The following is an 18012-nucleotide window of genomic DNA, read 5'->3' on the forward strand; positions in this document are numbered from 1 at the left end:
TCCGCGTGCTGTGCGGTGCGGCTACGCCGTCTTCTGCTCGCCCGGGCCGCGGCCGTTGCGGGCGTCGCGGGGGATCAGGGTCGGGTTCACGTTCGAGTGGACGACGTCCGCTGTGATGACGACGCGGGCCACGTCCTTGCGGGACGGGACCTCGTACATCACCGACATCAGGACCTCCTCCATGATGGCGCGAAGACCGCGCGCACCCGTCTGGCGGAGGATCGCCTGGTCGGCGATGGCCTCCAGGGCCTCGCGCTCGAAGTCCAGCTCCACACCGTCGAGTTCGAACAGGCGCTGGTACTGCTTCACCAGCGCGTTGCGCGGCTCGACCAGGATCTGGAGCAGCGCCTCGCGGTCGAGGTTGTGGACCGAGGTGATGACCGGGAGGCGGCCGATGAACTCGGGGATCATGCCGAACTTGACCAGGTCCTCGGGCATGACGTCCTCGAACTGGTCCTTGGCCTCCAGCTCCCGCTTGGAGCGGATCGTCGCGCCGAAGCCGATGCCCTTCGCGCCCGCCCGGGACTCGATGATCTTCTCCAGGCCGGCGAAGGCACCGCCCACGATGAACAGGACGTTCGTCGTGTCGATCTGGATGAACTCCTGGTGCGGGTGCTTGCGGCCGCCCTGCGGCGGGACCGAGGCCGTCGTGCCTTCGAGGATCTTGAGCAGCGCCTGCTGAACGCCTTCACCGCTCACATCGCGGGTGATGGAAGGGTTTTCACTCTTCCGCGCGACCTTGTCGATCTCGTCGATGTAGATGATGCCCGTCTCGGCCTTCTTGACGTCGTAGTCGGCCGCCTGGATGAGCTTCAGCAGGATGTTCTCGACGTCTTCCCCGACATAACCCGCCTCCGTCAGCGCCGTGGCGTCGGCGATGGCGAAGGGGACGTTGAGCATGCGCGCCAGTGTCTGCGCGAGGAGCGTCTTGCCGGAGCCCGTGGGGCCCAGCAGAAGGATGTTGGACTTCGCCAACTCGATGGCGTCGTCGCGGCCTTGGGCGCCGCCGTTCTCACCGGCCTGGACCCGCTTGTAGTGGTTGTACACCGCGACCGAGAGGGCCTTCTTGGCCGCCTCCTGACCGACGACGTACCCCTCGAGGAATTCGTAGATCTCGCGGGGCTTCGGGAGTTCCTCCCAGCGCACCTCGCTGGTCTCGGCGAGTTCTTCCTCGATGATCTCGTTGCAGAGATCGATGCACTCGTCGCAGATGTAGACACCGGGCCCTGCGATGAGCTTCTTGACCTGCTTCTGGCTCTTGCCGCAGAACGAGCACTTGAGCAGATCGCCGCCGTCACCGATGCGTGCCACGGTGTGCTTCCCCTTCGCCTGGGAGACGCCTAGGTCCAGCGGCTCCTGGTGCTGCCTTAATCCGACGGTACCTTGCCGGGCCCCCCGTTCGGGCCCCCCTTGGCCCGGTTCGCTTGACGTCGAACGTGTCAAACCGGGCCAAGGGGCGGCAGACGTGTGCAGCCTTCCGCTCAGCGGACGGCGGCGTTGTTCATCTTCCGGGTGGAGATGATCTGGTCGATCAGGCCGTACGACAGCGCTTCCTCGGCCGTGAGGATCTTGTCGCGCTCGATGTCCTCGCGGATCTTCTCGATCGGCGTGGTGGAGTGCTTGGCCAGCATCTCCTCCAGCTGCGCGCGCATCCGGAGGATCTCGTTGGCGGCGATCTCCAGGTCGGAGACCTGGCCGCGGCCGGTCTCGCTGTACGGCTGGTGGATCAGCACGCGGGCGTTCGGCAGCGCCATGCGCTTGCCGGGCGTACCCGCGGCCAGCAGGATCGCTGCGGCGGAGGCCGCCTGGCCCATGCAGACCGTCTGGATGTCCGGCTTCACGAACTGCATCGTGTCGTAGATGGCCGTGAGCGCCGTGAAGGAGCCGCCCGGGCTGTTGATGTAGACCGAGATGTCCCGGTCGGGGTCCATCGACTCCAGGCACAGGAGCTGCGCCATGACGTCATTGGCGGAGGCGTCGTCGATCTGGACGCCGAGGAAGATCACGCGCTCCTCGAAGAGCTTCGCGTACGGGTCGTACTCGCGGATGCCCTGCGAGGTGCGCTCGACGAAGCGCGGGATGACGTAACGGGACTCCGCCGCGGGACCCGTGTACTCGGCGCGTGTGCGGTCGTACAGGCCGCTGCCGGGGAAGTCGTTCACTGTCTCTCTCCTAGGGGCTGAGGCGGTCGGCTGGGGGCTGTGCTGGGGCCTCAGGCCCCGGTGCCGCCGCCGCCCGGCATGTTGACGGCCGCGGTGATGACGTCGTCGATGAGGCCGTACGCCTTGGCCTCCTCGGCGTCGAACCAGCGGTCGCGGTCGGAGTCGCGGGTGATCTGCTCGAACGACTGACCGGTGTGCTGGGCCGTGAGCTCCGCCATGCGCTTCTTGGTGTGCAGCAGCCGCTCGGCGTGGATCTTGATGTCGGAGGCCGAGCCGGCCAGGCCCGCGGAGGGCTGGTGGATCAGGATCTCGGCATTCGGCAGCGCGAAGCGCTTGCCCGGGGTGCCCGCGCTGAGCAGGAACTGGCCCATGGAGGCGGCGAGGCCCATCGCGATCGTCACCACGTCGTTCTTGATGAACTGCATGGTGTCGTAGATCGCCATACCGGCCGTGATCGAGCCGCCGGGGCTGTTGATGTAGAGGTTGATGTCCTTGTCGGGGTCCGCCGCGGCAAGGAGCAGCAACTGCGCGGTGATCTTGTTCGCGATGTCGTCGTCGACCGGCTGGCCGAGGAAGATGATCCGCTCGTTGAGCAGCCGGTTGTAGACCTGGTCGCCGAGGCCACCACCGATGGAAGGCTCGCCGGCGGCGGAGGGCATCAGATTCGTCACGTATCCACCTGCTCGTCTTACGACGGCGCCGGGCCGTCTCACGTGTTCCCGTCCGGGGGCTTGGCCGGGGACTCCAGTCCCCTTGCCCTCGTACTCATGGACCCTAACGCGCTGGTCCCTTCGGGGAATCCCGGTATGGGGGGTGTTCGCCGGGGGCGTAGCGACGGTGTGACTCCGGTTCGTGGCCGGATGCGGGTGGTGTGTGGCTGGTCGCGGCCCCGCGGCAAAGCCGCAGACCGGTACAGCCCCGCGCCCCTTCGGGCAGACGAACGGGCCCCGGGTACCAACGTACCCGGGGCCCGTCCTGCAAGCGTGTCCGAAGGTGCCGTACGGCTCAGCCCTCGGGCTTCTCCTCGGGCTCCTCGGCCGTGCCCTCGGCGGCCTCGACCGTCTCCGTGGCCGTCTCGACCTCGTCCTCGTCGTCCAGGTCGATGATCTCGCCGTTGGTGTCCTTGACCGTGGCGGCCTCGACCACGACGGCCAGGGCCTTGCCGCGGGCGACCTCGCCGACCAGGAGCGGAACCTGGCCGCCCTCGACCACGGCCTGCGCGAACTGGTCGGGGGACATGCCGGAGGAGGCCGCGCGCCGCATGAGGTGCTCGGTGAGCTCCTCCTGGTTGACGTTGAGCTTCTCCAGCTTGACGAGCTCGTCGAGCACGAACTGGGTCTTGATGCCCTTGACCGCGGCTTCCTTGGTCTCGGCGTCGAACTCTTCCTCGGTCTTGCCCTGGATCTCCAGGTACTTCGCGAGCTCGAGGCCCATCTGACCGAGCTGGTGGTGCTCGAGGTTGTGCTTACGGGTGTTGATCTCGTCCTCGAGCAGCTTCTCGGGGACGGGGACCTCGACCAGCTCGAGCAGTTTCTCCAGGACGCGCTCCTGGGCCTGCGTGGCCTGGTCGAACTGCTTCATGTGCTCCAGGCGCTTGCGGCTGTCGGCCTTGAGCTCGTCGAGGGTGTCGAACTCGGAGGCGAGCTGCGCGAACTCGTCGTCCAGCTCGGGCAGTTCGCGCGCGGCGACCTGGGTGACCTTGACGGTGACCTCGGCCTCCTTGCCGGCCGCCGAGCCGCCCTTGAGCTCGGAGGTGAAGGTGGCCTCGCCACCGGTCTCCAGGCCCTTCACGGCGTCGTCGATGCCGTCGAGGAGCTCGCCGGAGCCGATGGTGTAGGAGACACCGCTCGCGACGCCGTCCTCCAGGACCTCGCCGTCGACCTTGGCCTCCAGATCGATGGTGACGACGTCGCCGTCCTCGGCGGCGCGCTCGACCGGGGAGGTGGAGGCGAAGCGCTCGCGGAGCTGCTCGACCGACTTGTCGATGTCCTCGTCGGTGACCTCGACGGCGTCGACCTCGACCTCGATGCCGGAGTAGTCCGGGATCTCGATGGCGGGGCGGACGTCGACCTCGGCGGTGAAGTTCAGCGTCTCGCCGTCCTTCAGCTCGGTGATGTCGACCTCGGGCTGGCCCAGGACGTTGAGCTCGGCCTCGTTGACCGCCTCCGTGTAGAACTTCGGAAGCGCGTCGTTGACCGCCTCCTCCAGGACCGCACCGCGGCCGAACCGCTGGTCGATGACGCGCGCCGGGATCTTGCCCTTCCGGAAGCCCTTCACCGTGACCTGCTGGTTGATCTTCTTGTACGCCGCGTCGAGGCTGTCCTTGAGCTCCTCGAAGGGCACCTCGACAGTGAGCCGAACCCGGGTCGGGTTCAGGGTCTCCACGGCGCTCTTCACGGTTCGGTCTCCTTGTGGCTGACTTCTTGGTTTCTGCCGGGGCCAGACTGGTCCGGCGGATTTCGCCGCCCGGAGGACTTCAGAGGTGAGACACACGGGCGTGCAGCTTGCATAGTAACGGCAGCGAGGACACGCCCCAAAGGCGATCAGGCGGGGTGGGCCCGCGCGTGGCCGGTGACGGCCGGTGACGGCCGGTGGACGACCGATGGACGACCGGTAACGGTCGATCACGACCGGTTCGACGGCCAGGAGCGGCTTTGACGGCCGGGACGGTCGGCTTGACAGCCGGGACGATCGGTCCGACGACCGAGACGTCCAAGACGACCAAGGGGTGGCGGGACCCCGGCCGGGGACAGCCGGGGACAGTGGTCGGGGTGGCGGGATTTGAACCCACGGCCTTCCGCTCCCAAAGCGGACGCGCTACCAAGCTGCGCCACACCCCGTCTGGTGTGCGACACGTAGGGTACATGCCCGCAGGCAGCGCGGCTGCCGCATTTCACGGGCGCCGCCGTGCGAGCCGACGCGGACGGGAACGGGGTGTGCGATGAGGGGCGACAACCCGCTACGATGCCTGAAGTGCCGCCGCGATCAACGGGTCCGCGGTGTGCCCTGCGCGGGCGTAGCTCAATGGTAGAGCCCTAGTCTTCCAAACTAGCTACGCGGGTTCGATTCCCGTCGCCCGCTCCGAGAAAGGCCTCCGGCCGGTCCCCGTCAGGGATCGGCCGGAGGCCTTTTGCCTGGTTGCCCGATCCCTTTTTGTGTGGTTTTCACCCCGGGGTGCCGGACCCCGGGACCGGCTAGAACTGGATCGAGTTGATCGTCTCGGCTATCGAGTCGAGGAACCGCTGGATGTCGTCGGCCATGCCGGTCGAGGCGAGAAAGAAGCCGAAGAGCACCGCGACCACGGCCGGGCCGGCCTTGAGTGAGCCGCCTCGGATCAACACCACCAGGATGATCGCCAACAGCAGCACCACAGACAGTGAAATGGCCACAACTGATCACACCCTCGGTCGGTCCGCTCTCCCGGCCCGGGGATGCAACCCCGTGCACCCCCGCCAGAACCATCGTGCCACCAACGCGGCCCGCATATGCGACGCGTGACGCATCGTTGACCGTCTTGGACCGGAACCGGCACACACGCCCGCGCGGCACGGGCCCGCCGACCGCGCCCCGCACAGTAATTCGATGGCGCACCCGCACGGGGAATTCGACGGGATGGTTTCGGTGTCCACACACCGTGTTCGCAGCGATTTCGAATTGTTGCCGCAGGTTCATCGAGGTCATACGCAGGCCCGTCGGAAGGGTTACTTTATGCACCATTTAGTCGGGATGAATCGTGACAATCAGCGTGCAAATCGGGGCACCGGTGACTTCTTTGGAGATGTGTCGGCCATCACGTCGACAACGATGCCGACTTCGCCAAATCGGGGGTACGCGGAGCCGATAAGCAGGAATGACGTCGAGGGTTTTACGGAAACGCTCAGTGAACGCTAGGGTGCCTCAAATGTTCCACGCCGCCTCGTCCCCCGGCCGCAACCGAGCGCCGCTCCCCCCGGCACAGTCGCCGGCCGACGGAGTGCCGAGTCCGCGCTCGCCGCGGAACAGCAAGAACCGGCAGAGCTCGCGAACCTCGCCAACCTCGTCAAGCTCGCAGAGCGCCCCGAACAGACAGTCCGGGCAGCGCGACGCGTTCTTCGACAACGCCAAGTACCTGGCGATCGTGCTCGTGGCGATGGCTCACGCCTGGGAGCCGCTCAAGGACGACAGCCGGATCCTGGAGGGCGTGTACACGGTCGTGTACTCCTTCCACATGCCGGCGTTCATCATCATCTCCGGCTTCTTCTCGCGCAGCTTCGACATGCGCCCCGACCGGCTGAAGCGGCTGGTCACCGGCGTCGCCGTGCCGTACATCGTCTTCGAGACCGCGTACTCCGTCTTCAAGCGCGTCGTCGGTGACGCCCCGCACGCGGAGATCAGCCTCCTCGACCCCTGGTATCTGACCTGGTTCCTGTGTGCGCTGTTCATCTGGCGGATGACGACCCCCCTGTGGAAGCTGGTGCGCCACCCGCTTCCGCTCGCGCTGGGCATCGCCATGCTGGCGTCCGTCACCCCGGACATCGGCAATGACCTGGATCTTCAGCGGGTGCTGCAGTTCCTGCCGTACTTCGTGCTCGGTCTGTGCATGAAGCCCGAGCACTTCCGGCTGGTGCGCCGGCGGTCGGTGCGGATCCTGGCGGTGCCGGTGTTCATGATCGCGCTGGCCGTCGGCTGGTGGGCGGTGCCGCGCATGAACACTGCGTGGTTCTACCACCGTGACGCCGTTCAGGAGTTGGGTGCGCCGTGGTGGACGGGCCCGGTGATGGTGCTCGCGATGTTCGGCTGCTCACTGCTGCTGACCGCGTGCTTCTTCGCCTGGGTGCCCGGCCGGAGCATGTGGTTCACCGCGCTCGGCTCGGGCACGCTGTACGGCTATCTGCTGCACGGCTTCCTGATCAAGGGCGGCGACTACGCGGGCTGGTTCGACCACCCCGCGCTGCACCGGCCGCTGGGCGAGATCCTCCTGACCGTCCTGGCGGCGGCCGCCGTCACACTGCTGTGCACCCGGCCCGTGCAGCGGATCTTCCGGTTCGCGATGGAGCCGAGCATGGAGTGGGCATTCAAGCGGGACGCGGCGGAGCTCGCCCGGGAGCGGGAGCGGGGCGGGCGCCGCGAGAAGGTCCCCGCGTAGGCGGTAGGGCCCGGTCGCGGCGTAGGCGGCAGGTCCCCGCGCGGGCGGCCGTCAGTCGTCGCCGACTCAGTCGCCCACCAGACCGAGCAGTGCGCGCATGCCGGCGTACTTCTCGGTCAGGCGGGTGCGGGTGGCCTCGTCGAGCACCGCGAGACGCGCCGGGTCCGCGTTGTGCGCCAGGTCCGCCTCCTTCACCAGCAGCGCGCCGGGCGTGGCGAGAATGCGCGCGGCGTACGCCTCGGGCGGCTCCCCGGCCCGCTTGGTGACCGCGAGCACGATGTCCTTGGTACGGCGGCTCAGTGCGGCCTCCTCCAGCCACCGCGCGGAGAGCGCGTCGTCCTCGACGGCGTCGTGCAGCCAGGCGGCGGCGATCTGCTCCTCGTCACCGGCGCGGGCCCGTACGCCCTCCGCAACGGCTTGGAGGTGTTCGGCGTAGGGCCGTCCGGCCTTGTCGGTCTGCCCCCCGTGCGCGGCACGCGCGACGGCCTCGACTTCGGCCAGGGTCAAGGAGGTTCGGGAGATCTCGGTCACCCCTCCAGTGTCCCTCGCCGGACGGACGGCCCTAGCGTGGCGCGGTCGTGGTGGTCGGTCCCTCGCGGCAGATCAGGAGCAGGGCGCGGTCGTCGTTGACGTCTCGTGCGACCGCCTCGATGAGGTGCCAGGCGGCTCCGTGGAAGCCGCCGGCGACGTAGCGGTCGGCCTCGCCGGTGAGGCGGTCGATGCCCTCGACTATGTCGCGGTCGGACGTTTCCACCAGTCCGTCCGTGAACAGCATCAACACGTCACCCGGACGGAGCGATCCCTTCACGGGGTCGAACTGGGCACCGTCGTACACACCCAGCAGCGGTCCCTCGGCCGCCTTCTCCTCCCAGCGGCCGCTGCCGGCGCTGAGCTGGAGGCCCGGCGGATGCCCGGCGGAGTAGAGCTCGTAGTCGCCGGAGTCCAGGTCGAGGACGAGATGGATGGAGGTCGCGAAGCCCTCGTCCCAGTCCTGGCGCAGCAGATAGCCGTTGGCGGCCGGGAGGAAGGCGTGCGGGGGCAGCGAGCCCAGCAGGCCGCCGAAGGCGCCCGACAGCAACAGGGCGCGCGAGCCCGCGTCCATGCCCTTTCCGGACACATCGGTCAGCACGACTTCGACGGTGCGGCCGCCGTTGGTACGGGCCGCGACGACGAAGTCGCCGGAGAAGGACTGGCCGCCCGCCGGCCGCAGCGCCATCTCCCGGTGCCAGCCCTGCGGCAGCTTGGGGAGCTTGCTCTGCACCCGGATGCGTTCGCGCAGGTCGAACAGCATGGTGCCGCCGCGCCGCCAGGGCACGCCGACCCGGCTGCGGAACTGGGCGATCAGCAGACCGAAGAACCCGCAGGCGGCGACGACGAGGACCACGCCCGGTGTGACCCGGGACGGGCCCTCGGTGTACGGGCCCAGTTGCACCGACTCCACGATCAGCGCGGTCGCCGCGGCCGCGTACAGGCCGAGCAGGCTCGCCGGGCGCAGCAGCAGGCCGCCCGCGACGATGGGCAGGACCAGCGCGGCCGGGGAGCACCAGACCGAGTTGGCGAGCGTCGTGGCCGCGATCAGCGGGACCGTGACGAGCAGTCCGGCCAGCGCGACCCAGTCCGAGCCGTCCCCGCGGAAGTAGTCCACGGCGCTTCTGCGCAGGCCGACCCGGGCCCGGTGCCACTCCATCCTCAACCGGGCCGCGAACGTCTCGGCTTCTGCGCGCCGTTCTCGTCCTGCTGCCATTAGTTCGGGACCCTATCCATCGGACCAGCTTCTTGGCACGGGAGGTCCCACTTGTCCCCCGTCCGAGACTCAACTTCACAGTGAACTTCACCGAAAGCCGTCACGTCGCCGCCAGGGCGAAATTCGCTCGCTCGTCCCGCAATGCCCTGATAGGCATGGAGCATGGGGACTGATCTGCGGGTGCTGCGGCAGGACGAATGGGACGAGTGGTACACCAGCCTGCTCCGTGCCTTCGGGGGAATCCCCGAAGCGGCCGAGCAGCGGGCGCTGTTCCGCGAACTCACCGAGACGGACCGTTCCATCGGCGTCTGGGACGGTGACGCGTGCATCGGCTCGGCGGGGGCGTTCAGCTTCCGGCTGACCGTGCCCGGCGGCGCCTCCGTCCCGTCCGCAGGCGTCACCATGGTCGGCGTGGCCGCGACGCACCGCCGGCGCGGGGTGCTGACGTCCATGATGCGGCGGCAGTTGGACGACGTACGCTCCTGGGGCGAGCCGCTGGCCGTGCTGACGGCCTCCGAACCCGAGATCTACGGACGGTTCGGGTACGCCGCCGCGACGCACCATGTCAACGCCCGGATCGATACCGGCCGGGTCCGGCTGACGGTGCCGCCCGGCACGGACGACGTACGGCTGCGGTACGCCGAGCCCGCCGACGTGATCGACGCGTGCGAGGCCGTCTACGCACAACTGGTGGCGCGGCGGCCCGGGATGGTGGCCCGGATTCCCGGCTGGGAGCGGCTGTGGCTGCTGGACCCGGAGAGCAGCCGGGAGGGTGCGTCTCCGCTCCAGTGCGTGGTCGCGGAGCGGGACGGGGAGGTCGTCGGGTACGCGCGCTTCCGGATCAGGGCGGACTGGGAACCGGCGGGCCCCAAGGGCACGGTGCTGGCGCAGGACGTGGACGCGCTGGACGCGGCGGCGCACGCGGCGCTGTGGCGGTTCCTGTTCGACATCGACCTGACGTCGACAGTCGACGCGCCGCGCCGGCCGGTCGACGAGCCGTGGCAGTACCTGGTGTCCGACATCCGGCGCTGCTCGCTGCTGGTGCGCGACTCGCTGCACCTCCGGCTGGTGGACGTGGGGGCCGCGCTGGAGGCGCGGACGTACCAGGCGCCGGTGGACGTCGTGTTCGAGGTGGAGGACGCCTTCTGCCCGTGGAACACGGGGCGTTGGCGGCTCGCGGGCGACGCCAAGGGCGCGTCCTGCGAGCGCACCCGGGACACTCCCGATCTGGCTCTGTCCGTACGGGAGTTGGGAGCGGCCTACCTCGGCGGTGTGAGCCTCGGTGCGCTGGGCGCGGCCGGGCGGGTGCGGGAGCTGCGGCAGGGGGCGCTCACGGAGGCCGCGGTCGGATTCGGATCGACCGTCGCGCCCTGGCTGCCGCACGGCTTCTGACCCCGCCTCACCCCTGCTGGCAGCCCGGGCACCAGAAGAGGTTGCGGGCGGCGAGATCGGCGGTGCGGATCTCGCCGCCACAGATGTGACAGGGCAGGTTCGCCCTGCGGTAGACGTAGACCTCGCCGCCGTGGTCGTCCACGCGCGGCGGGCGGCCCATCGCCTCCGGAGTGTGTTCCGGGCGGACGGTGTCGATGCGGTTGTTGCGGACACCCTCGCGCATCAGCCCGACCAGGTCGGCCCAGATCGCGTCCCACTCGTCCGGAGTGACATCCCTGCCCGCCCGGTACGGATCCATGCGGTGCCGGAAGAGGACCTCGGCGCGGTAGACGTTGCCGACACCGGCGATGACCTTCTGGTCCATCAGCAGGGCGGCGATGGTCGTACGGCTGCGGGAGATCCGCCGGTATGCCGCGCGCGGGTCGGCGTCCGGGCGCAGCGGGTCCGGGCCGAGCCGGTCGTGTATCGCCTGTTTCTCGGCGTCCGTGATCAGGGCGCAGGTGGTGGGGCCGCGGAGATCGACGTACGAGGTGCTGTTGGCGAGGCGGAGCCGGACGGTGTCCGTGGGCGGGGGCGCGGGGGCCGGGCCGAAGGTGACCTTGCCGAAGAGGCCGAGGTGGATATGGATCCAGTCGGCGTCCCGGAACCCGAGGAACAGGTGCTTGCCGTGGGCGTCGGCGGTGTGCAGGGGTGTGCCGTCGAGGAGGGCGGCGGCGTCGGTGAACTTGCCCTGTGGACTGCTGACATGCGCTGCCGCGCCGGCGAAGGCGGTGCCGTAGTCCTGCGCGAGTCGGTGGATCGTGTGCCCTTCTGGCACCTGGCCGTGTCCTTCCCAGTCCTTGCCACCCACCCGCCCGTCTCGGTCCGTTGACGGGCGGGGCTCGAAAAAACCGCCTACTGCTGCGGGTGGTGCGCCGGGATCGGCGGCAGGTCGCCCGTCGCCTCGTACTCCGCCAGCATGTCGATACGGCGGATATGACGCTCGTCCCCCGAGAACGGGGTGCCCAGGAAGGTCTCGACGAACTTCGTCGCCTCCTCCCGGGTGTGCATGCGCGCGCCCACCGCGACGACGTTGGCGTTGTTGTGCTGTCGGCCGAGCGACGCGGTCTCCTCGCTCCAGGCCAGCGCCGCACGCACGCCCTTGACCTTGTTCGCGGCGATCTGCTCGCCGTTGCCGGAGCCGCCGATCACGACGCCGAGGGCGTCCTGGTCCGCGGCCGTCCGCTCGGCGGCACGCAGGCAGAACGGCGGGTAGTCGTCCTGGGCGTCGTAGATGTGCGGACCGCAGTCCACGGGGTCGTGGCCGGCCGCCTTGAGCCACTCGACGAGGTGGTTCTTGAGTTCAAAGCCGGCATGGTCGGAGCCGAGATACACGCGCATGGTCCGAGTGTGACACGCCTGTTTCAGGGCAGCAGCGCCGGGGGTTTGACCAAGGAAACCATGAGGTGAACCACAGAACCTCAAGCAAACCTCAAGTAACGATCTGGATTCAAAGGTTCACGAATCCATTTGCCTCCGATTCACTGGTCCGGCCCGTACGCCGCTCGTACGGGAGACAGCTCACTCGGCGCAAAGGAATTCCGTCCATGACCACGCAGCCGACCCTCCCGAAGGCCGGTCACGCCCATGGAGCCCCCGGCGAACCCGGCAGCGGCCTCCAGGCAGGACTCAAGAACCGCCATCTGTCGATGATCGCCATCGGTGGCGTCATCGGAGCAGGCCTGTTCGTCGGATCCAGCTCCGGCATCGCCACCGCGGGACCCGGCATCCTGCTGTCGTACGCCCTCGTCGGCACGCTCGTCGTCCTCGTGATGCGCATGCTCGGCGAGATGTCCGCCGCCAACCCCACCTCCGGCTCCTTCTCCGCGCACGCCGACCGTGCCCTCGGCCGCTGGGCCGGGTTCTCCATCGGCTGGCTCTACTGGTTCTTCTGGGTCGTCGTGCTGGCCGTGGAGGCCACCGCCGGAGCGAGCATCCTCGAAGGGTGGATTCCCGCCGTCCCGCAGTGGGGCTGGGCGCTCATCGTGATGGTGGTGCTGACCGCCACCAACCTCGTGTCCGTCGGCTCCTACGGCGAGTTCGAGTTCTGGTTCGCCGGGATCAAGGTCGTGGCGATCGGCGCGTTCATCGTCGTCGGCGGGCTCGCGGTGTTCGGCGTGCTGCCGGGCGTCGACAGCGAGCAGGCCGGCCTCGGCAACCTCACCGGCCACGGCGGCTTCCTGCCCAACGGACCCGGCGCCATCCTCACCGGTGTGCTGCTCGTCGTCTTCTCCTTCATGGGCAGCGAGATCGCGACCCTGGCCGCCGGCGAGTCCGAGGACCCGCAGCGGGCCGTCACCAAGTCCACCAACAGCATCATCTGGCGTATCGGCGTCTTCTACCTCGGCTCGATCTTCGTCGTCGTCACCCTGCTGCCGTGGGACTCCAAGGCCATCGCCGAGCAGGGCTCCTACGTCGCCGCCCTCGACTCCCTCGGCATCGCGCACGCCGGTCAGATCATGAACTTCATCGTGCTGACCTCGGTGCTGTCCTGCCTCAACTCCGGCCTCTACACCGCCTCCCGCATGGCCTTCTCGCTCGGCCGGCGGGGCGACGCGCCGAAGGTGTTCGCGAAGACCACGTCCCGTGGGGTGCCGCTGGCGGCGATCGTCGCGTCGGTCGTGTTCGGCTTCGTGGCCGTCTTCTTCAACTACAAGTTCCCGGACTCGGTCTTCCTCTTCCTGGTCAACTCCTCCGGTGCGGTCGCCCTGTTCGTCTGGCTGGTGATCTGCTTCTCCCAGCTGCGGATGCGGAAGATCATCCAGGCGGAGTCGCCGGAGAAGCTGGTCGTGAAGATGTGGCTGTACCCGTATCTGACCTGGGCGACGGCCGCGCTGATCGTCTTCGTCCTCGGCTACATGCTCACGGACACGGAGCACGACGGACGCGAGACCGTGCTGCTGTCGCTGCTCGTCGCGGCGGTCGTGCTGGTCATCGCCGTCGTGAAGGAGAAGATCCGGGGCGGCCGGCCCGCGGGTGTGAAGGTGCTCGACTAGTACATGAGCCGGCCGGGGGCCCGTGGTGCGCGCACCACGGGCCCCGCTGCGGTCAAAGGACCGTGAAGCTGTCCCTCACGTTTCCGTAGGTCCTGAGTGCCTGCTGTTCGATGTCCGGCTGGTACCAGGTGTTGATCTGGTACGACTTTCCGCTCTTGTTGAAGCCCAGCAGACGGGCGTGCCAGGGGACGCCCTCGAGCGTGAACGTGTACTCCCAGACCACCGCCTCCTGGCCGCGGAACGTCGTCTTCTCCAGGCGGATCTTGTGGTAGTCCCTGCCCTGACGGGCGTTCTCCTCCGAGGTCTGCCAGGTGCCCATCAGATCGCCGCGCGCAAGGGACGACTTGGCCGCGAGCTCCTGCCTCCCGTCCGGTGAGGTGTAGTGCACCTCGGCGCCCGTCTTCACATCACGCCGCCAGCCCTTGGGCGTCGCCCACGCGAAGCCGCCCGCCTCCTCGTGCACGCCCGGCGGCAGCGTCCGCGGCCTGGTCGTGCCCTCGACGGTGGACGACGGGCTGTCGCCCGGGGTGCTCGCGGAGACGGCGGGGGACTTGGAGGGCCCCGCCCGGTTGTCGCCGGACGACCCGGAGTTCGCGGCGAGGACGATCGCGACGACGGCTCCGGCGGCGACTGCACCCACGGCGGCGAGCACCGTACGACGACGACCAGGCCGTGGGTCGACCGGAACAGGGGGGCCGGGCAACTCCGCCGGGGCGGGCTCGGTGGAGGAGCCGCGGTGTCGGGGGACGGGGTGTCGGGGGACGGGGTGGCCGGGTGCGGTGAGTGCGATGTGTGGGGCGGAGCGTTCGGGGAGTGTCGCGGGGACGTCGGGCAGCGGTTGCGGGTGCTCCTCCAGGGGTGCGGGGGCGGGTTCCGGTGGGACGGTGGGAGAGGGTGCGGGCGCACGGACCAGGCCGAAGTCGTGGGTGGAACGCTGCTCTTCCTCGGGCGGGACGGGGGGAGACGGCGGGATCACGTCGCTCACCGGCTCGGGCGCGGGCTGCCTCGGATCAGCTACGAGGGGTATCGCGCGGGCGTCCAGGGCGACCGGGGTGGGCCTCGGCTTCTGGAAGTCCGCGGAAGGCAAGTCCCCCGACGCCGTGGCCTCAGGGCTCATACGCGGATCGAGGCCCTCGGAACTCTCCGGTGGCTCCGCCACCCCCACCGGCAAGGTCGGTGTGGATGGCGGGAAGGCGACCGAGCGCAGGGCCGCTTCCAGGTCGTCCAGGGAGGGACGTACCGAGGGGTCCTTCTCCAGGAGGGCGGACAGGATCTCGCGCAGCGGCCCCGCCGCGGCGGGGAGTTCGGGCTCCTCGTAGAGCACCGCGTGCAGCGTCGCCAGAGTCGTGTCGCGGGAGAAGGGGGAGCGGCCGCCCAGGGCCGCGCAGAGCGTCGCACCCAGTGACCACACGTCGGACGGCGGGCCCTGCGGGCGGCCGGAGATGCGCTCGGGGGCCATGTAGTCCGGCGAGCCGACGAGCATGCCGACCATGGTGAGCGCCTTGGCGTCCTGGATCGCGGCGATGCCGAAGTCCGTGAGCACGATCCGTCGTGCGCCGTGCTCCACCAGGACGTTGCCGGGCTTGATGTCCCGGTGCAGTACGCCGCGCGCGTGCACTTGCCGCAGTGCTTCCACCAGCCCCAGCCCATAGCGGGCGGTCTCGCACGGGCCCAGTGGTCCCTCCTCCGCCAGTATGCGTTCGAGGGAGCGGCCGGCGACCAACTCCATGACGATCCACAGGCGTTCGCCCTCGTCGACGACGTCGTAGACGCGCACGACATTGGGATGGTCTATGCGCGCGGTCGCCCTGGCCTCGCGCAGGGTGCGTTCACGGCGGGTACGGGCGTCCTCCGCGTCGAGGCCGTCGATGCGCATCTCTTTCACGGCGACCTGCCGGTCGAGCATTTCGTCGGCGGCTCGCCACACCCGCCCCATTCCCCCTTGCCCGATACTTTCGACCAGTCGATAACGCCCCGTCACCAGTGACCCTGGAGCCCCGCCGCTCCTCGTGTTTCCCGTATTCCCCGGCAATCCGCTGCACCCCCTCGGCGATCTCTACGATCCCTGCGACCCCGCCAACGCCCCTACTGAAACACAATGGTCACACTTCATGCCGTACCAGCATAGTGCGGAGAAATCTTGTGGTACCTCTTCAAGTACTGCGAATTCAGGCGCAGCCAAGGGGGACGAACATGAGTTCTCGTCGCACGACGACCATCGCCGGATCGCTGGTCGCGGCATCTTTCTCGGCCGTGATGATCCTTTCCAGCGCCGCCGGCGCGGACGACCAGGGACCTGGAAGCAGCAAGGGGGGAAAGGCCGTCGACGAGGCGCCGGCGGGCGTGGAGCTGACCACGCTGCTGCCTGAGAAGATCTCGGTCGACAACAGCTCGCAAAAGACGGCGATTACCGCCACGGTGAAGAACGAGGGGACAAAGGACAGCGGAAAGATCCAGCTTTTGGTCGTCGGTTTCGACGGCCTGACGGTCAAGAACGTTCAAGGCTGCTCTCCGATCGACGAAAAGAATCTGCCGGAGGGCTCGAACAGCGGCTTCGCCTGCCCCCTCGACAATCTCGCGGCCGGCCAGTCGAAGTCGTACGCCGTCGACGCGACATTCGACCTGGGCAAGACCGGAAAGATCTGTCTGCCCGTGCAGGCCGCCGACGGGAAGAAGACGTACTGGCAGCAGGGCCCGGTTCCGTTCGGTACGACGAACCCGTCCCCCAACGCCCCGGCCACCCCGCTGCTGCTCGGCACCGACAACAAGCCGGTGGCACCCGGCGGCGACGAACTGCCCAAGACCGGTGTCGGACGCGACGTCCTGCCCCTGGGACTGACGGGCGCGGGGCTGCTGACGGCGGGCGCCGCCGGACTGTGGTGGTCGCAGCGGCGGCCGCGGGAGCAGCAGGGCTGAACGAAGGAGCGGCAACCATCAGGAGGGCGGGAGCGCCAGCGCGCTCCCGCCCTCCTGCATCACGACCACAACCTCGCGGACTACGAGGTCACTTCCTGACGAGCTTCCAGGCCGTGGGCAGCAGGCCCATTGCCAGGGCCGCCTTCAGGGCGTCGCCGATCAGGAACGGGGTGAGGCCGGCCGCGATCGCGGCGCTCGCGGACATACCGGCGGCGAAGGCCAGGTAGGGGACGCCGACGGCGTAGATGATCGCCTCGCCCAGCAGCATCGCGCCCGCCGTGCGCAGCACCGAGCGGTCGGCGCCGCGGCGGGCCAGGGCGCCGACGGCGGCGGAGGCGAGGACCATGCCGAGGATGTAGCCGAAGGAGACGGCCGCGGCACCGGAGGTCCCGCCGGCGAACCACGGCACACCGGCGACACCGGCCAGCGCGTACAGGGCGAGCGACAGGAAGCCGCGGCCGGCGCCGAGCGTCGTGCCGACGAGCAGCGCGGCGAAGGTCTGGCCGGTCACGGGCACCGGGGAGCCCGGCACGGGCACGGAGAGCTGGGCGGCGAGGCCGGTGAGCACGGCACCGCCGAGCACGAGCGCGACGTCCCGGACACGGGAGGCGGGGATCAGGTCGGCAAGGACTTGCCCGGTGCGGGCGGGGGCGGCGACAGCGGTGCTCATGGGGACTCCGCGGGTTCGTGTGACACGTAGGGACACGGCGACGCTATCCCGGCGTGCTCGGGCCGATCATCGTCGGCGCGGACAAAGGGTGGAACGCGGGCTTGGTGGACTCTCCACAAAGGGTGGGTGTGACACCGGGTTTGGCGTGACACCGGTCACGGAGGTGGGGTGGTGCAGCGCATGACGGCGCGGAAGAGCGCCTCTGTAGGTTCCCGCCAAAACCGCTCCTTGCGCACGCGCGAGTCTTCTTGTTGCTAATGTGTAGTTGCAAGTTGCTTGCAATAAGAGGTCGGAGGGGACCTGCATGCCCGTCTACACGCTTCCTGAACTGCCGTACGACTACGCAGCGCTCGCGCCCGTGATCAGCCCCGAGATCATCGAACTGCACCACGACAAGCACCACGCGGCGTATGTGAAGGGGGCCAACGACACCCTGGAGCAGCTCGCGGAGGCGCGGGACAAGGAGCAGTGGGGCTCGGTCAACGGCCTGGAGAAGAACCTGGCCTTCCATCTGTCCGGGCACATCCTGCACTCGGTCTATTGGCACAACATGAGCGGCGACGGCGGCGGCGAGCCGCTCGCGGCGGACGGCCTGGGCGAGCTCGCGGACGCGATCGCCGAGTCCTTCGGCTCATTCGCCGCGTTCAGGGCGCAGCTCTCCAAGGCCGCCGCGACCACGCAGGGCTCCGGGTGGGGCGTCCTCGCCCACGAGCCGCTGAGCGGGCGGCTGATCGTCGAGCAGGTCTACGACCATCAGGGCAACGTCGGCCAGGGCGCCACCCCGATCCTGGTCTTCGACGCGTGGGAGCACGCGTTCTACCTCCAGTACCGGAACCAGAAGGTCGACTTCATCGAGGCGATGTGGCAGGTGGTCGACTGGCAGGACGTGGCGAGGCGTTACGCGGCCGCGAAGTCCCGTACGGACGTGTTGCTGCTCGCTCCCTGAGACGTCCTGCCTCGTGATCGTC

Annotated in this window: 16 protein-coding genes and 2 tRNA genes; 6 read left to right on the top strand and 12 right to left on the bottom strand. The window is 68.9% G+C overall.

Annotation, left to right across the window (positions count from 1 at the left end):
• Nucleotides 1-21: 21 nt before the first annotated feature.
• From clpX to F7R91_RS15955, 5 genes are all read right to left on the bottom strand, one after another.
• On the bottom strand, nucleotides 22-1311 hold the full coding sequence (gene clpX / locus F7R91_RS15935) for an ATP-dependent Clp protease ATP-binding subunit ClpX (protein WP_150949225.1): 1290 nt from the start codon (nucleotides 1309-1311) through the stop codon (nucleotides 22-24).
• 170 nt (nucleotides 1312-1481) lie between these two features.
• Nucleotides 1482-2162, bottom strand: a complete 681-nt coding sequence (locus F7R91_RS15940) for an ATP-dependent Clp protease proteolytic subunit (protein WP_150949228.1) — start codon at nucleotides 2160-2162, stop codon at nucleotides 1482-1484.
• 50 nt (nucleotides 2163-2212) lie between these two features.
• Nucleotides 2213-2833, bottom strand: a complete 621-nt coding sequence (locus tag F7R91_RS15945) for an ATP-dependent Clp protease proteolytic subunit (protein ID WP_331000564.1) — start codon at nucleotides 2831-2833, stop codon at nucleotides 2213-2215.
• A gap of 334 nt (nucleotides 2834-3167) precedes the next feature.
• Complete coding sequence (gene tig, locus F7R91_RS15950; RefSeq protein WP_150949234.1) at nucleotides 3168-4559, bottom strand: trigger factor; 1392 nt, start codon at nucleotides 4557-4559, stop codon at nucleotides 3168-3170.
• Between the two features lie 366 nt (nucleotides 4560-4925).
• Nucleotides 4926-5002: transfer RNA gene (locus F7R91_RS15955), tRNA-Pro, on the bottom strand.
• Nucleotides 5003-5172: 170 nt separating this feature from the next.
• On the opposite strand from F7R91_RS15955, the gene F7R91_RS15960 reads away from it, so the two are divergent.
• Nucleotides 5173-5243 (top strand) — tRNA-Gly (locus F7R91_RS15960).
• 113 nt (nucleotides 5244-5356) lie between these two features.
• Here F7R91_RS15960 and F7R91_RS15965 read toward each other — a convergent pair.
• Nucleotides 5357-5551: a hypothetical protein gene (locus F7R91_RS15965; RefSeq protein WP_150949237.1), complete on the bottom strand. Its 195-nt coding sequence runs from the start codon at nucleotides 5549-5551 to the stop codon at nucleotides 5357-5359.
• A gap of 512 nt (nucleotides 5552-6063) precedes the next feature.
• On the opposite strand from F7R91_RS15965, the gene F7R91_RS15970 reads away from it, so the two are divergent.
• Nucleotides 6064-7287 carry an acyltransferase family protein gene (locus F7R91_RS15970; RefSeq protein WP_150949239.1) on the top strand — a complete coding sequence of 408 codons (1224 nt, stop codon included), beginning with the start codon at nucleotides 6064-6066 and terminating at the stop codon, nucleotides 7285-7287.
• Between the two features lie 66 nt (nucleotides 7288-7353).
• Here F7R91_RS15970 and F7R91_RS15975 read toward each other — a convergent pair whose 3' ends face one another.
• The gene (locus F7R91_RS15975; RefSeq protein ID WP_225320668.1) at nucleotides 7354-7818 is read right to left on the bottom strand and encodes an HD domain-containing protein; all 465 of its coding nucleotides are present in this window, start codon (nucleotides 7816-7818) and stop codon (nucleotides 7354-7356) included.
• A gap of 31 nt (nucleotides 7819-7849) precedes the next feature.
• The gene (locus F7R91_RS15980; RefSeq protein WP_150949242.1) at nucleotides 7850-9031 is read right to left on the bottom strand and encodes a PP2C family protein-serine/threonine phosphatase; all 1182 of its coding nucleotides are present in this window, start codon (nucleotides 9029-9031) and stop codon (nucleotides 7850-7852) included.
• Between the two features lie 162 nt (nucleotides 9032-9193).
• Between F7R91_RS15980 and F7R91_RS15985 the strand changes: the two genes are divergently transcribed.
• The gene (locus F7R91_RS15985) at nucleotides 9194-10423 is read left to right on the top strand and encodes a GNAT family N-acetyltransferase (RefSeq protein ID WP_150949245.1); all 1230 of its coding nucleotides are present in this window, start codon (nucleotides 9194-9196) and stop codon (nucleotides 10421-10423) included.
• Between the two features lie 7 nt (nucleotides 10424-10430).
• On the opposite strand, the gene F7R91_RS15990 is transcribed toward F7R91_RS15985, so the two are convergent.
• Entirely contained in the window at nucleotides 10431-11240 is an 810-nt protein-coding gene (locus F7R91_RS15990; protein ID WP_150949247.1) for an Fpg/Nei family DNA glycosylase, read from the bottom strand.
• 77 nt (nucleotides 11241-11317) lie between these two features.
• A complete protein-coding gene (locus F7R91_RS15995) occupies nucleotides 11318-11803 on the bottom strand; it encodes a ribose-5-phosphate isomerase (protein WP_150949249.1) in 486 nt (161 codons plus the stop codon).
• A 206-nt stretch (nucleotides 11804-12009) separates the two neighbouring features.
• On the opposite strand from F7R91_RS15995, the gene F7R91_RS16000 reads away from it, so the two are divergent.
• Nucleotides 12010-13458, top strand: a complete 1449-nt coding sequence (locus F7R91_RS16000) for an amino acid permease (RefSeq protein ID WP_150949252.1) — start codon at nucleotides 12010-12012, stop codon at nucleotides 13456-13458.
• 52 nt (nucleotides 13459-13510) lie between these two features.
• On the opposite strand, the gene F7R91_RS16005 is transcribed toward F7R91_RS16000, so the two are convergent.
• The gene (locus F7R91_RS16005) at nucleotides 13511-15394 is read right to left on the bottom strand and encodes a serine/threonine-protein kinase (RefSeq protein WP_230989796.1); all 1884 of its coding nucleotides are present in this window, start codon (nucleotides 15392-15394) and stop codon (nucleotides 13511-13513) included.
• A 257-nt stretch (nucleotides 15395-15651) separates the two neighbouring features.
• Here F7R91_RS16005 and F7R91_RS16010 point away from each other — a divergent pair, with 257 nt between their 5' ends.
• A complete protein-coding gene (locus F7R91_RS16010) occupies nucleotides 15652-16374 on the top strand; it encodes a hypothetical protein (RefSeq protein ID WP_150949257.1) in 723 nt (240 codons plus the stop codon).
• An 88-nt stretch (nucleotides 16375-16462) separates the two neighbouring features.
• On the opposite strand, the gene F7R91_RS16015 is transcribed toward F7R91_RS16010, so the two are convergent.
• Entirely contained in the window at nucleotides 16463-17044 is a 582-nt protein-coding gene (locus F7R91_RS16015; RefSeq protein ID WP_150949260.1) for a biotin transporter BioY, read from the bottom strand.
• 304 nt (nucleotides 17045-17348) lie between these two features.
• On the opposite strand from F7R91_RS16015, the gene F7R91_RS16020 reads away from it, so the two are divergent.
• The gene (locus F7R91_RS16020) at nucleotides 17349-17990 is read left to right on the top strand and encodes a superoxide dismutase (RefSeq protein WP_150949263.1); all 642 of its coding nucleotides are present in this window, start codon (nucleotides 17349-17351) and stop codon (nucleotides 17988-17990) included.
• Nucleotides 17991-18012 lie beyond the last annotated feature (22 nt).

This window comes from Streptomyces luteolifulvus (assembly GCF_008806595.1).
GTDB lineage: Bacteria > Actinomycetota > Actinomycetes > Streptomycetales > Streptomycetaceae > Streptomyces > Streptomyces luteolifulvus.

Excerpts from the sequence above, each read along its gene's own strand:
- F7R91_RS15970 (WP_150949239.1), top strand. The coding sequence starts at position 6,064 with ATGTTCCACGCCGCCTCGTCCCCCGGCCGCAACCGAGCGCCGCTCCCC.
- F7R91_RS15980 (WP_150949242.1), bottom strand. The coding sequence starts at position 9,031 with ATGGCAGCAGGACGAGAACGGCGCGCAGAAGCCGAGACGTTCGCGGCC.
- F7R91_RS15985 (WP_150949245.1), top strand. The coding sequence starts at position 9,194 with ATGGGGACTGATCTGCGGGTGCTGCGGCAGGACGAATGGGACGAGTGG.
- F7R91_RS15995 (WP_150949249.1), bottom strand. The coding sequence starts at position 11,803 with ATGCGCGTGTATCTCGGCTCCGACCATGCCGGCTTTGAACTCAAGAAC.
- F7R91_RS16000 (WP_150949252.1), top strand. The coding sequence starts at position 12,010 with ATGACCACGCAGCCGACCCTCCCGAAGGCCGGTCACGCCCATGGAGCC.
- F7R91_RS16005 (WP_230989796.1), bottom strand. The coding sequence starts at position 15,394 with ATGGGGCGGGTGTGGCGAGCCGCCGACGAAATGCTCGACCGGCAGGTC.
- F7R91_RS16010 (WP_150949257.1), top strand. The coding sequence starts at position 15,652 with ATGAGTTCTCGTCGCACGACGACCATCGCCGGATCGCTGGTCGCGGCA.
- F7R91_RS16015 (WP_150949260.1), bottom strand. The coding sequence starts at position 17,044 with ATGAGCACCGCTGTCGCCGCCCCCGCCCGCACCGGGCAAGTCCTTGCC.
- F7R91_RS16020 (WP_150949263.1), top strand. The coding sequence starts at position 17,349 with ATGCCCGTCTACACGCTTCCTGAACTGCCGTACGACTACGCAGCGCTC.